The 12,922-nt window shown below is 72.0% G+C and carries 13 protein-coding genes; 6 read left to right on the forward strand and 7 right to left on the reverse strand.

Going from position 1 to position 12,922, the window contains the following annotated elements; all coding sequences use genetic code 11:
* Window positions 1–32: 32 nt before the first annotated feature.
* Window positions 33–1,622, reverse strand: a complete 1,590-nt coding sequence (locus tag AC07DC_RS21760) for a discoidin domain-containing protein (RefSeq protein ID WP_478916066.1) — start codon at window positions 1,620–1,622, stop codon at window positions 33–35.
* Between the two features lie 336 nt (window positions 1,623–1,958).
* Between AC07DC_RS21760 and cas3g the strand changes: the two genes are divergently transcribed.
* Window positions 1,959–4,880, forward strand: coding sequence for a type I-G CRISPR-associated helicase/endonuclease Cas3g (gene cas3g / locus AC07DC_RS21765; RefSeq protein WP_478916067.1), 2,922 nt, complete (start codon window positions 1,959–1,961; stop codon window positions 4,878–4,880).
* Between the two features lie 18 nt (window positions 4,881–4,898).
* Here cas3g and AC07DC_RS21770 read toward each other — a convergent pair whose 3' ends face one another.
* A complete protein-coding gene (locus AC07DC_RS21770; protein ID WP_478916069.1) occupies window positions 4,899–5,423 on the reverse strand; it encodes a hypothetical protein in 525 nt (174 codons plus the stop codon).
* A 114-nt stretch (window positions 5,424–5,537) separates the two neighbouring features.
* Window positions 5,538–6,464, reverse strand: coding sequence for a transcriptional regulator CynR (gene cynR / locus AC07DC_RS21775; protein ID WP_478916070.1), 927 nt, complete (start codon window positions 6,462–6,464; stop codon window positions 5,538–5,540).
* A gap of 101 nt (window positions 6,465–6,565) precedes the next feature.
* On the opposite strand from cynR, the gene AC07DC_RS21780 reads away from it, so the two are divergent.
* Window positions 6,566–7,171 (forward strand): carbonic anhydrase, encoded by a 606-nt coding sequence (locus AC07DC_RS21780; protein WP_478916071.1) that lies wholly within the window; start codon window positions 6,566–6,568, stop codon window positions 7,169–7,171.
* Window positions 7,172–7,223: 52 nt separating this feature from the next.
* Entirely contained in the window at window positions 7,224–7,694 is a 471-nt protein-coding gene (cynS, locus tag AC07DC_RS21785; RefSeq protein WP_478916072.1) for a cyanase, read from the forward strand.
* Window positions 7,695–7,746: 52 nt separating this feature from the next.
* Here the strand turns inward: cynS and AC07DC_RS21790 are convergent, their stop codons facing one another.
* Window positions 7,747–8,367, reverse strand: a complete 621-nt coding sequence (locus tag AC07DC_RS21790) for an NADPH-dependent FMN reductase (protein ID WP_478916073.1) — start codon at window positions 8,365–8,367, stop codon at window positions 7,747–7,749.
* Between the two features lie 147 nt (window positions 8,368–8,514).
* Here AC07DC_RS21790 and AC07DC_RS21795 point away from each other — a divergent pair, with 147 nt between their 5' ends.
* On the forward strand, window positions 8,515–9,369 hold the full coding sequence (locus tag AC07DC_RS21795) for a helix-turn-helix domain-containing protein (protein ID WP_478916074.1): 855 nt from the start codon (window positions 8,515–8,517) through the stop codon (window positions 9,367–9,369).
* 33 nt (window positions 9,370–9,402) lie between these two features.
* On the opposite strand, the gene AC07DC_RS21800 is transcribed toward AC07DC_RS21795, so the two are convergent.
* Window positions 9,403–9,795, reverse strand: a complete 393-nt coding sequence (locus AC07DC_RS21800) for a cupin domain-containing protein (RefSeq protein ID WP_478916075.1) — start codon at window positions 9,793–9,795, stop codon at window positions 9,403–9,405.
* A 157-nt stretch (window positions 9,796–9,952) separates the two neighbouring features.
* Here AC07DC_RS21800 and AC07DC_RS21805 point away from each other — a divergent pair, with 157 nt between their 5' ends.
* A complete protein-coding gene (locus AC07DC_RS21805; protein ID WP_478916076.1) occupies window positions 9,953–10,165 on the forward strand; it encodes a hypothetical protein in 213 nt (70 codons plus the stop codon).
* Window positions 10,166–10,210: 45 nt separating this feature from the next.
* Here the strand turns inward: AC07DC_RS21805 and AC07DC_RS21810 are convergent, their stop codons facing one another.
* On the reverse strand, window positions 10,211–11,623 hold the full coding sequence (locus AC07DC_RS21810) for a HAMP domain-containing sensor histidine kinase (RefSeq protein ID WP_478916077.1): 1,413 nt from the start codon (window positions 11,621–11,623) through the stop codon (window positions 10,211–10,213).
* Window positions 11,620–12,336 (reverse strand): response regulator transcription factor, encoded by a 717-nt coding sequence (locus AC07DC_RS21815; RefSeq protein ID WP_478916078.1) that lies wholly within the window; start codon window positions 12,334–12,336, stop codon window positions 11,620–11,622. Before AC07DC_RS21815 ends, AC07DC_RS21810 begins: the two co-directional genes overlap by 4 nt.
* Window positions 12,337–12,371: 35 nt before the next feature.
* On the opposite strand from AC07DC_RS21815, the gene AC07DC_RS21820 reads away from it, so the two are divergent.
* Window positions 12,372–12,917 carry a hypothetical protein gene (locus AC07DC_RS21820; protein ID WP_478916079.1) on the forward strand — a complete coding sequence of 182 codons (546 nt, stop codon included), beginning with the start codon at window positions 12,372–12,374 and terminating at the stop codon, window positions 12,915–12,917.
* Window positions 12,918–12,922: the final 5 nt, after the last annotated feature.

Consider the following 12,922-nt stretch of genomic DNA (forward strand, 5'->3'; position numbering starts at 1 on the left):
CTCACGGCGTTCCGCCGCAAGTTGAGCGTGGGTCAGTGACAGGTGACGGGCCCGAAGGTGTCGAGCACCGAGCCGTTGTCGCGGATCAGCTGCCCGGAGTACGTGGTCGGGGTGAGGGTCAGCTTCAGAACGGCCTTGACGTCGGTGATCCGCTTCTGGCTGTTCGGCTGTGCGCTCTCGAAGCCGTAGCTGTCGGCGCCGCCGGTGCCCACGATCAGTTCCCGCACGCCCGCCGGGTCGGCGCCGGCCGTCGCGTTCTGCGGTGCGAAGCGCTCGTAGAGGTGGTCGTGGCCGTTCATGATCAGGTCGGCGCCGTGGGCGCGCAGGATCTGCCACATGGGCTTGCTGACCATGTCTGCCTGCGGCCCGGAGCTGTACAGCGGCCGGTGCCAGTACGCGGCGACGCAGCCGTTGGTGTTCCTGGTGAGGTCGGCCTCCAGCCACTTGCCCTGCGCGGAGGTCGCGGACATGGAGATCTCGGTGTCGAGGGCGACGAAGTGCCAACCACCGTGGTCCCAGCTGTAGTACGTCTTGCCGTCGGGGGTGGCACGGCTGCCGAAGTACGACTTGTAGCCGGCCGCCGGGGTGCTGTCGTCGTACTCGTGGTTGCCGGTCGACGGGTGGGTCTTGTTCAGGAACCGGCCCCAGGTCGTCCCGTAGTACTTCTTGAAGTCGCTGAGGCTGCCGGTGTCGTACTGGTTGTCGCCAAGGGTGATGACTTCATCGGGGTTGATGGCCTCCACGCGCTTGGCGGTGTTCTCCGCCCCGCAGTTGTTGCCGGCGGCGCAGCCGGGATCAGCGATGTCACCGGCGGCCACGACCGTGAACGACGTCGGGCTCTGACCGGGCGTGCCGGTCACCGGCGCGCTCGCGGCGGAGACGTTGCCCGCCCCGTCCACGGCTCTGACCGTGTAGGTGTAGGCCGTCCCCTGGGTGCGGCCCTGATCGGTGAACGTGGTGCCGGTCGCGGTCGCGACGACCGCGCCGTCCCGTGACACCTGGTAGCCGGTCACGCCTACGTCGTCGGTGGACGCGTCCCAGGCCAGGGAGACGGATGTGGTGGTCGTGCCGGTGACGCGCGGGTTGCCGGGCGCGGTCGGCGCGGTGGTGTCCGGGCCGCCGGCCGGGCCGTAGACCTCGAACTCCTTCAGGGAGTAGCCGTAGGAGGTGCCTCGGGCGGTGCCGTACACGCGGACGTAGCGGCCGGAGGTCCCGGCCGGCACGGTCACCTCGTCGATGCCGCCGTTTCCGGTGGTCGTCGAGTACGCCTTGGTCCAGGCGGAGCCGTCGGGCGACACCTCGATGCGGTACGCCTTGCCGTAGGCGGCCTCCCAGTCGAGGTGCACGCGGGTGAGGGTGCGGGTGGCGCCGAGGTCGACGCGGATCCACTGCGGGTCGAGTCCTTCCTCGCTGGCCCAGCGGGTGGCGGTGTCACCGTCCACCGCATTGGCCGCGTTGAGGGACGAACTCTCGTCGGACGACGAGAGGGCCGGCCTGCCGCGGGACAGCAGCACGTCGCCGGCCGCGTATCCGGACGACGAGGCCGACAGGGCGATGAGCAGGGTGAGGGCCGCCACCAGGCCGTAGAGACGGCTGTGGCGGGCGGGCAGGGGCTTGGGCACGACTGCCTCCGGGCGTGGGAGATCCAACCGCGGCGCCCGGGTGCACCGGGACGCCGCGAGACCCACGGCCGGGGCAGATCTCTCACTGAGCGCGTCACATCCTGGGATGCCGCGCCAAGCCGCGCGCAACGAGCGTGGCAAAGGGCCAGGTGACCGTCAATAGGAGTTAGTAAAGTTTCCTAACTTGTAATGGGAAGCCATCCTCCGTTCACGCTGTTCCTCTCGCGTGCTGTCCTGTCGCGTCCTGTCTTGTCCCGTCCTGGACCGGATCAACCTTCACAAGTCCCGGTGCCGCCTGAGAAGCTGGGCGCCGAGACCTCAGGAGGAGTCCGACCCATGCTGGAACTCGAACTGGAGCCGGGCGACTTCACCGCCTTCTGCCGCGAGATTCACGGGTACGAGCCCTTTCCCTGGCAGACGACGCTGGTGGACCGGGTCGTGAAGGACGGTTGGCCGCAGGCTCTCACGGTGCCGACCGGGCTCGGCAAGACCCTCGTCATGGATGTCGCGGTGTTCACCGCCGCGCTGGAGCGCGGCCTGCCAGGAACCGGCCTCGTGCGGGGACCTTCACGGGCGCCGCTGCGGATCTTCTACGCCGTGGACCGGCGGTTGGTCGTCGACGAGGCGTACGAACACGCGTCACGGCTGGCGCGGGCGCTGCGATCGGCGTTGTCCGACCCGTACGCCGGCCGGCCGGTGGCACCGCTGGCACCGGTGGGCACGATCACCGGACGCGTCGCGCGGGCGCTGTGGCACGAAGGCGACACCGACGTGCTGGAGGCCACCCGGCTGCGGGGCGGGGTGACCTGGTCGTCGAACTGGCTGGAGCGCCCGGACCGGCTCGCCATCGTGGTCGGCACGGTCGACCAGGTGGGCAGCCGTCTGCTCTTCCGCGGCTCCGGCACCAGCGCACGACGCCGGTCGGTCGACGCCGCCCTGACCGGCACCGACTCGCTGATCGTCATCGACGGGGCGCACGGCTCCGAGGAGTTCGCGGCCGCGGTGCGCGCCGCCTTCGCGCTGGACGGGACGCCTGAAGCGCTGCACCCCGTGCTGGTCTCCCTGTCGGCCGACTCCGGGCGCGCGAGCGCCGAAGCGCACGGCATTACCGGCGACGACGAGCGCCATCCGGTGGCGGGCCCACGACTGAGGTCGGCCAAGCGGCTGCACCCCGTCGAGGTCGGCACGGACCCGGCACGCCCCGACGAGTCGATGGCCGCCTCGCTCGCCGCGTGGGCGCAACGGCTGGCCGCCGACGGCCAGATCGTCGGAATCGTCTGCAACACCCTCGCCCGGGCCCGTGCCGTCCTGGACCTGCTGCCCGGCGAAAAGGTGCTGTTGACCGGGCGGAGCCGCGCCCTGGACCGGGAGTACCTGCGGCGCCGGTGGTACGAACGGACGACGACCGGCCGCGGGCCCCACCACGGCGGCCCGCTCCATGTGGTGACGACCCAGAGCGTCGAGGTCGGCACCGACATCGACTTCGACGCGCTGGTCACCGAGGCGGCCCCGCTCCCGGCACTGATCCAGCGGCTGGGCCGGCTCAACCGCGTCGGACGGCACACCGACGCCAGCGCCGTCGTGGCGTACGGAACGGCCGACGCGGGCGGGGAGCACGGCGGTGCACGCGACGCCACCTGGCGTTGGCTGACCGGGCTCTGCCCGGCGATCGTCACCGAGTCCGGCGACACCCCCGACCTCACCGGACCCGGTCTGGCCGTCTCCCCCGCCGCCCTGCGCCGGTTGACGGCCGGCATCGATGCCCCGGCCTGGGAGGCGATGCACGGATCCCGGCCGGCCAGAACCGCCGTGCACGCGGCAACTCTCGACGCCTGGGTGTGCACGGAGCCGGCGCCGGCCGTCGATGTGCCCATCGCCCCCTACCTGTACGGAATCGAGCAGGACGCCCACCCGCGCGTCAGTGTCGCGTGGCGGACCCGCGAGGCGGGTCGGACGGCCGAGGAGTGGCGCGATCGGGTGAACCTCTTCCCGCCGGCCGCCGAGGAGGTCATCGAACTGCCGCTGCACGCCGTATGCCGGTGGCTGGCCGGTTCCGCGAACGCCGCCACGTCTCCCGCCGAGAACCCGGCCGCGATCTCCGACGACGACTCGTTCCCGGGGCCGGCCGAGGAGCCCACCGACGATGCGCGTGAAGCCGGATCCGGGGTTGTGGAGGTCCTCCGGTACCGGTTCGACACGGCCACCGCGATCGTCACGGCCGACGGCATCGGGCCCGATGACCTCGTCGTGGTGCCCGCGAACTTCGGTGGTTGCGACGCGTACGGCTGGAACCCCGCCTCCACGGACCCGGTCGTCGACATCGCGGACCTGGTGGGCGGCGACGACGAGCGGGCCGTCGTCCGGATCGGCCCGGACCTGGTCACCGCGGTCCGCACCTGCGACCCCGAGCTCGCCTCGGCGGTGGACCGGCTGGTCACGGAGATCACCGACGACACGGCTCCGTCCACCGACGAACGGCAGGCCCACTACCGGAACCGCTTCGCCGAACTGGCCGGCAGCGCGCCGGGCGACGTCGCCCACCTCAAGGTCTTCGGCGCGCTGGCTCGTCGCGGACGCGTCCTCGCCGTCGGCGACCTCCGGCTGTTCGTCGCCGGCCGGGCCAGCCTCCACGGCCCGTCCACGGCCGGTCAGCCGCAGACCCTCGCAGAACACCAGGCCGAGGTGTCGGCGGCCGCCGAACGCTACGCCCGCAACCTGCGGCTGGACGACCGTACGGTCGCCGCCGTGTCCCTGGCGGCCGCGCTGCACGACGAGGGCAAGCGGGATCCGCGCTTCCAGACGATGCTGCACGGCGGCGACGAGGACGCCGCCCTCGCCGCCCCGGAACCGCTCGCCAAGTCCGGTACGGACCCGGTCGACCGGGCCGGGTCCGGGAAGGCCCGGCGGGCCTCCGGCTATCCGCAGGGAATGCGGCACGAAGCCCTCTCGGCCCGCATCGCCGCACTGCACACCGCCGGTCGCAACGACATCGACACCGATCTGGTCATCCATCTGGTCGCGTCGCACCACGGTTTCGCCCGGCCGCAGCTGCCACCGGTCGTCGACCCGGACCCCCGGCTCCTGCGGCTGACCATCGGCGGTCACGAGGCGGTCGTGGGCACCGCGGAAACCGTGGACCCGGCGGGGCCCGCCCGGTTCGACGCCCTCAACCGCAGGTACGGGCGTTGGGGGCTGGCCCGGCTGGAGGCGATGGTCCGGCTCGCCGACATCTACTGCTCCATCCAGCAGGAGACCTGACGGTCCCTGGGACGAGCTCTAGAACAGCTTCTGTCCGGTCGGCCGCCACCGCTCGCCGTGCGGTTCGGCCAGCCCGTCCTGGGCCAGCACCTTGAGGTGCTTGAGGATGGTGCGGGACTGGTAGCCGACCGCGGTGCACAGTTCGTCGACCGTGACTCCCGCGTCCCCGGCGGACCGCACCTCCTGCCACGTACGCGCCGCATGGTGACCGAGGCCCCCGTCCGGCACCGGGTCGGACGATCTGGGGCTGTTCGGCGTCACTGCCTTCGCCGGCGCCTGAGGAGTCTGAGATGTCTGCGCGGCATGCGCGGCCTGAGCGGTCTCTGCGGTCTTGGCGGCCTTGGATGCCTTGGCGGTCTGCGGCGTCGGCGGGGTCTGCGACGCGCGCGTGCTGCTCTGCTCGTCGCCGGCGGCGCCCGTCCGTCCGGCGGCCGGGCTCGACGCGGCCGGAGAACGGGGCGCGGCCGGCGGCCGGGCGGGGCCGGCCGGGCGGGGGTTGCGGTTGACCGTCCGGTGCCTACGACCTTTTTGGTGCTTGCTCATCGTGTCGTCCTGTTCCGCGGCGCCTGCCGCCGCCTGAGGGATACCACTGACGTGGAAATGTGGTGTGGGCCTCTCACCTCAGGAAACGATCACGGCGACGGCAGGTCACCCCCGTCAGGCTGAGGTGTAGCCGCCGGCGGCGGCCCACTGGTGGGTGAGGTCGGTGAACGCGCGGGCCGCGGCGCTCTCGTAGGCGGTCTCACGGCGCAGCAGGCTGACCGTACGAGCCGGCAGCGGTGGCTCCAGTGCGACGGGGTGCAGATGGGGGTGGTCGCGGGTGATGGCGTCGGGCAGCACGGTCGCCAGCGGTGTGTGCCGGACGATCTCGGTCAGCGCGTTGACGGAGTCGGCCTCCATCGCGATGTGCGGCCGCACCTGGTGCGCCGCGAGATACGCGTCGATGTGGCCGCGGGTGGCGAAGCCGCTGGTGAGCAACGCGAGATGGTGGCCGTCGAGTGCCCGTACCGGCAGCGGTCCCTGCCGGTCCGCGTAGGGGTGGGCGGTGCCGACGACGAGGCTCAGGGTCTCGGTGAAGAGCGCGGTGCCGGCGATGCCCGGCAGATGCGGGCCGCTGAAACCGATGCCGAGGTCCAACTCGTCGGCGAGCAGCCGGGACTCGATGCGGTCCTGGGCGGCCTCCTGGATGTCCAGGGTGATGCCGGGGTGGTGGGTGTGGAACTCCCCGGTCAGCGGGCCGACGAGGTAGGCGGTGAAGGTCGGGGTCATCGCCAGGCGCAGGGTGCCGTGCGAGAGGTCCTGGACGTCCAGGACGGCGCGTTCCGCGGCGGCCAGTTCCCGCAGGGCGCGGCGCGCGTAGTGGACGTAGGTCCGGCCGACGTCGGTCAGGCGGACGGTGCGGCCGGTCCGGTCGAGCAGCTGCACCTTCAGCGAGCGTTCCAACTGCTTGATCTGCTGCGAGAGCGTCGGCTGGGAGATGTGCAGGGCTTCGGCCGCGCGGGTGAAGTTGGCGTGCTCGGCGACGGCGAGCAGATAGCGCAGATGCCGCAGTTCCAAGGCCTCGCTCCCAGCTATAGATGACATCGATCGCAGTCATGACTTCTGCGCCTTGGACACTATAGACACTGGTCACGCAGGGTGGAGCACGTCGGCCTCCACCGACACCCTCACGAAAGGGAGTGACCATGCACGACATCGCCGAGGGAGTCCAGCGCTTCCAGCGGGACGTCTTCCCCGCCAGGGCGGCACTCTTCGAGCACCTCGCCGCCGTCCACCGGCCGACCGCCCTGTTCATCGGCTGTTCCGACGCCCGGGTGGTCCCGGAGCTGATCACCCAGCGCGAGCCGGGTGAGCTGTTCGTCATCCGCACCGCCGGCAACCTCGTCCCCGCCGGCACCGCCGGCGCGGACGGTGTGGCGGCCAGCATCGAGTACGCCGTCGGTGTCCTGGGCGTCGGCGACATCATCGTCTGCGGCCATTCGGCCTGCGGCGCGATGACAGCCCTCGCCGAGGGCCGTGACCTGACCGCGCTGCCCGCGATCGCCGGCTGGCTGCGGCACGCCGATGCCTCCCCGGCCCGCACCGCCCCGGCGGACGGCGCGGACGCGGTCGCCGCCCTGGTCCGCGACAACGTCCTGGCCCAGCTCGCGAACCTCGCCACCCACCCGAGCGTCGCCCGCGCCCTGGCCCGGCGCACCGTCACCCTGCACGGCTGGGTCTACGACATCGGCACCGGCGCCGTCGAGGAACTCGACAGCGCGAGCGGCCGCTTCACCGCGCTCGTCGGCTGACTCCCCCGTCGCCGGCCATCCATCACCCGCACGCTCCGGAAGGACCTCTCCCATGACCCACGCCCAGTTCGACCCGCAGGCCCGTCAGCAGCTCGCGATCCAGGTCGTCGAGGCCAAGATGCGCAGGGATCTCAGCTGGCAGGAGCTGGCCGATGCCACCGGCCTGTCGGTGGCCTTCGTCACCGCCGCGCTGCTCGGTCAGCACCCGCTGCCCGCCGGCGCCGCCGACGCCGTCACCGGGCTCCTCGGCCTGGACGAGGACGCCTCCCTGCTGCTGCAGGCGATCCCCTCGCGCGGCTCCATCCCGGGCGGCATTCCCACCGACCCGACCGTCTACCGCTTCTACGAGATGCTCCAGGTCTACGGCACCACGCTCAAGGCGCTGATTCACGAGCAGTTCGGCGACGGCATCATCAGCGCGATCAACTTCAAGCTCGACGTGCGGAAGGTCGAGGACCCCGAGGGCGGCTCCCGGGCCGTCATCACCCTCGACGGCAAGTACCTGCCGACCAAGCCGTTCTGACCCGGGCTCGGCCCCGCCGGGCCGGGGGCACCGGCCCCCGGCCGTTCGGCCTCTAGGCCGCGGCGGTGTACGGCCGGTCGCGCCGGGCGTCGTGCAGGACCGATCCCCACCACATCAGCCGGTCGAGCAGTACCTTCGCCGCCTCGTTGGGTCCCTCGGGCTCCAGCAGGCTGCCGTCCGCGCTGAAGAGCTGGTAGTAGCGGGGGAAGGAGACGTAGTCGCGGACCGTGTGGGCATGCAACTCGTTGAAGACCTGGCGCAGTTGCTCGATGGCCAGGATGCCGCCGGTCCCGCCGCTGTAGCCCACGAACCCGATCGGCTTGGCCTGCCACTGGGTGTAGTGCCAGTCGATCGCGGCTTTCAGCGAGGCCGGGAAGCTGCGGTTGTAATCCGGAGTCACCACGACGATCGCGTCGGCCTCCGCGAGCCGCCGGGTGAGGTCCGCCATCTCGGCGGGCCGGGCGGGCTCCGCCGCCATCGCCGGCGGCACCGGCGGCAGTTCGAGGGGCAGTGGTGTATCGGCGAGATCGATCAGGTCCACCTTGAACCGGCCGTGGTGCGCGGCCTGTTCGACGAACCAGTTCGCGACCACCGGGCCGAACCGGCCCTCCCGGACGCTGCCGATGATCACTGCCAGGTTGAGGGTCTGCGGGGTGTCGGTCTGTGCGGACATGACGGTGGCTCCCTGTTCTGCGTCGTGAGGTGACCGAGCGGGTCACGGCTCCCAACCTGCCCGGCCGGAAGCAGACCAGGAAGGCCGGGTGGAGGCTGGTAGTGACAGGGCCACGATCCCGGCGGCCGTGGCTGCTACGTTCGCAAGGTGAGCGACAACGAGTTGGGTCTCTTCCTGCGCGTCCGCCGTGAGGGCGTCGCGCCCGGCGAGGTGGGGCTGCCCACCGGATCCCGCCGCCGCACTCCGGGGCTGCGCCGATCCGAGTTGGCGGTGCTCGCGGGCGTCAGCGTCGAGTACGTGACCCGGCTCGAGCAGGGGCGCGACCGGCGGCCGTCACCGCAGGTGCTCTCCGCGCTCGCCGACGCCCTCCGGCTGACCGCGAACGAACGCATCCACATGTACCGCCTCACCAAGGGCGCCGAGGGTGGGTTCACCTGCCTGGCCGGTGCGCCGCCGGCCCGTACCGTCCGTCCCTCCGTGCGGGCCCTGCTCGACCGGCTGGAGCCCGCTCCCGCCGTGCTGCTCAACCGGCTGAGCGACGTCCTCGCCTGCACCGCGGGATACGAGCGACTGGCCGGGCCCCTCGGTCTGTTGGACGGGGCTCCCCCGAACCTGGCCCGCTTCGTCTTCTCCGACGACCGGGCGCGTGCCGCGTACCCCGACTGGGACCGCGTCGCCGACCAACAGGTGGCCGCCCTCAAGCAGGGCCCGTTCCGGGCGGACCAGCATGTCGCCGCACTCGCCGACGAACTGACCGTCACCGCCGGGGCCGCCTTCGCCGGGCGCGTGGAGAGGCTGCCGGGCCTCCCCAGGACCAATGGCGTCGAGCGACTGGTCCACCCCGAAGCGGGCGAACTGCGCCTGGCGTACGAGACCCTGGACCTGGCCGCCGACGACGACCAGCGTTTGATCGTCCATCTCCCCGCCGACGACGCCACCTCCGCCGCGCTCGACCGGCTCACCGGCCGCCGGCCCGGCGCGCTGCGCGCGGTCTCCGGCTGAGACGCGGCCTCCCGGGAACGGAGCGCGCGACCGTCAGCCGGAGACCCGGGCGGTGTCGCTCTCCTCGACCACCTTGTAACCGGCGACGGAGGGCCAGCGGACGGTCAGCACGACGGACTCCTCCTCCGCGTACCAGGAGTGGTCGACGCCGCGGCCCCACACGACGTAGTCGCCCTGCTCGGCCAGGAGAACGCTCCGTCCGGGGAGCTCCACCCGGAAGCGGCCCTTGATGAGGACCAGCAGAGCGGTACGTTCCTCGGCGGTGACCCAGACCGCGCGCTCGTCACCCGGCGGGTGGACGCCCCACTTGATCTCGACGTCCTCGCTGTGCCGGGGGTCCGACTCGTCCTTGAAGTGGCCGAGCAACCAGCCCCGGTCCAGTGCGGCGTCGGCGCCCGCATTGCCCACATACACGCTGTCGTTCATGATTCCCGACCGTAGCAGCCGGCCGTTGCGACGCGGACGCGCCTCAGGACGAAGCGCTGGAACCCTCGGAAACCGATGCGATCTTCCCGCCGGTGACGATCCGGTTGCGGTGCCGACGGGCGCGTTTCCGGTCCTCCGGCGAATCGTTGGCGTTGTCATGCATCACGTCGACGAGAAGGACCGGACCCCGTTGGTCGTCCGGTGGCTGAGCACGTACGGTTCGGACGGCATGGCGCACGGGGGCCCGTGGAGCGGTCGGGGCTACGAACCCCTGCCGCGGGTGGATCCGGCCCGGCGGGCACGCGGGGCGATGGTCGGGTTCGCGGTCGTCACGATCGTGGCGGCGGTGGCATCGGTGCTCTTCGGCTGAGCGGCGGCACCGGCGCCGCCGCTCCCGCCGACCGTGATCGTCCGGTCATCGCGTCCGCGAACTCCGGGAGGCGGCGTTACGACGGCGGCGCTTGCTGCGGGTGCCGCGGCTCTGCGCCGCGGCGAGTCCGAACGTCACCTCGACCTGGGTGCCGCCCAGCGGCCCGCGGGAGATGTCCACCGCACCGCGCGTCGCGGCGGCCGCCCGGTGGGCGATATCCAGCCCGAGGCCGGTGGAGACCGTACTGACCCCCCGGGCCACGGCGCCGTCCGGATCGGGGATACCGGGTCCGGCGTCCTCGACGACGAGCGCCACGCTCTGCGCGCCGCGCTCCAGGCGCACCGCGAACGCGGTGCCGGGCGCGGTGTGCCGGAACACATTGCCCACGAGGGCGTCGAACACGGCCGCGAGGTCGTCCTCGGGCAGTTCGATCAGCGCCTCCTCGACGGTGATGTCCACCTGGAAGGGGCGTTGTTGCTGCTCGGCCAGGACCGCCCAGAAAGCGGCCTTGCGGCGGATCACCGCGGCGGCCGCGCACCCCTCCGCGGGCGGGCCGGAGGAGCCGAAGCGGCCGGGCGCCGCGGCGCCCGAGAGAGGCCTCAGGCCCCATCCCATCGGCCCCACCGCGAGCGGTGTGCGGGCGGCGGTGATGATGGAGTGCAGTTCCGCGTCGAGGTGGTGGATCGCGGCGGCGATGCGCTGCGCGTCCGCGGTAGGCCCCATCCGGTCGGCCGTCAGGCGCAGCGCGGTCAGCGGCGTACGCAGCCGGTGGGAGAGGTCCGCGACGAGTTCGCGTTCGACGGCGAGCAGCTCCAGCATCCGATCGGCCATGGCGTTGAAGGCCAGGCCCGCCTCGTACAGCTCGGGCGGTCCCATCGGGTCCACCCGGACGTTGAGGTCGCCCCTGCCCAGCGCGTTGGTGGCGCGGGAGAGGTTGTGCGAGGAGCGCACGACGCGGGCCGCGAGCCGGTCCGCGACGAGCGTGGACCCGGCCACCAGCGCCACCGCGAGCAGCGTGATGGCCCCCCAGGAGGCGGCCACCCCCCGGTTGAGCCGGTCCTCGGGAACGAACTCCTCGATCACCGCCACCCGGCCGGGCCCCAGCACCACCGGCTGGAGGTAGACCCATCCGCCCGGCCGGTTCTGGGCGATGGCCTCGCCATCACGTGCGGCCCGCCGCAACAGGGCCGCGGGCGCGTGGGTCGGTCCGACGACCTGCCCGGTCGGCAGATGGACGCTCAGGTCCTCGCCGGGAGCCAGCACGGAGATGGCTTGCCGCAGATCGGGGATGGCGTCGGTCAGGGCCAGCACGGGAGCGAGGGCGGCGGCCTGCTGTTCCGCTGCGGTGATCGCCTGGTTGCGGGCCTCGGAACGCACCAGCAGGGCGAGGGGTATCAGGAAGGACAGGGCCACCATGGAGGTGACCGCCAGCGCCACCCCTGCCAGGGTGCGTCTCACGGTGGCGTCACCAGCTTGATGCCGACGCCGCGCACCGTGTGCAGATACCGCGGCCGGGCCGCCCGTTCACCGAGTTTGCGGCGCAGTGCGGACAAATGCACATCGATCGTCGCATCGTCGACATACGACTCGCGCCACACCTCGGTCAGGATCTTGCGCTTGGAGACGACACAACCGGCGTTGCCGACGAGGTAGGCGAGGAGGTCGAACTCGCGCCGGGTCAGATGCAGCTCCCGCCCGGCGAGGTGCGCGGTACGGGCCATGGCGTCGACCAGCAGCTCGCCGACCACCATCGGCCCCTGGGTCGCCGACGGCCCCGCGTGCAGGCCTCCGGGATGCGCGGGGCCGGTCCGGCCGACGCGTCGCAGCACCGCGGTCAGCCGGGCGGTCAACTGCCCGCTGGAGAACGGTTTGACGAGATAGTCGTCGGCGCCCGCGTTGAGCAGGCGGACGATCTCCGCGTCGTCGTCCCTGGCGGTCACCACGAGCACCGGCACCTGGGAGATGCCACGGATCATCCGCAGCGCGTCGCTCCCGTCCAGATCCGGCAGTCCCAGGTCCAGGATCACGGCGTCGAGAGGCCCCTGTGTCACCTCTCTCAGTCCGCTGAATCCATCGGCGGCACTGCGCACCACATGGCCGTCACCGGTCAGGATCTCGATCAGTGCCGCGCGTATGGCGGGGTCGTCTTCCACGACTAGGACGCTGGCCATGCGGCACACCGTAACGGATCAGCCATGATGGTGCCGTGCCCCGGCCCCTGCGCTACCTCATGATCTGGCTGTGCTGCACGGCTCTGACCGTGACAGCGGCCTTCCTGGCTGTGCGCTTTGTGGTGCATTCCACCGCGCCCCTGCCGCCGACCGCCCGCGCGCTGCCGACGGTCTTCACCACACCGTCCCCCACACCGGGTCTGCTCGTCCCCGCCACGTCGGCTCCGAGCACGCTGGCTCCCACCACTCGCAAGACCCCCACGGTGACGCCGTCCACCAGGACGCCCACGCCGCGTCCGCCGACGACGGCCCCGACCAACGGGAAGAACGCGTCGAGCACCTGCCGGGGCGGCGTGGGGGTGCACAGCATGCAGTCGGTGGGTGGCCGCGTGACGTTCAACATGGGCGCCGACGCGATCTGCCTGGTCTCCGCGGTGCCGTCGCCGGGCTTCACCACCAGCACCAGCCAGAGCGCACCGGACACGTTGACCGTGACCTTCTCCAGCCCGACCCACCGCTCGGAGACCACGGGGACCATCCACCCGCAACCGCAGGCAGTCACCCGCGAAGTCTCCTGGTGACCGCC

Source organism: Streptomyces sp. NPDC045021, from assembly GCF_056432645.1.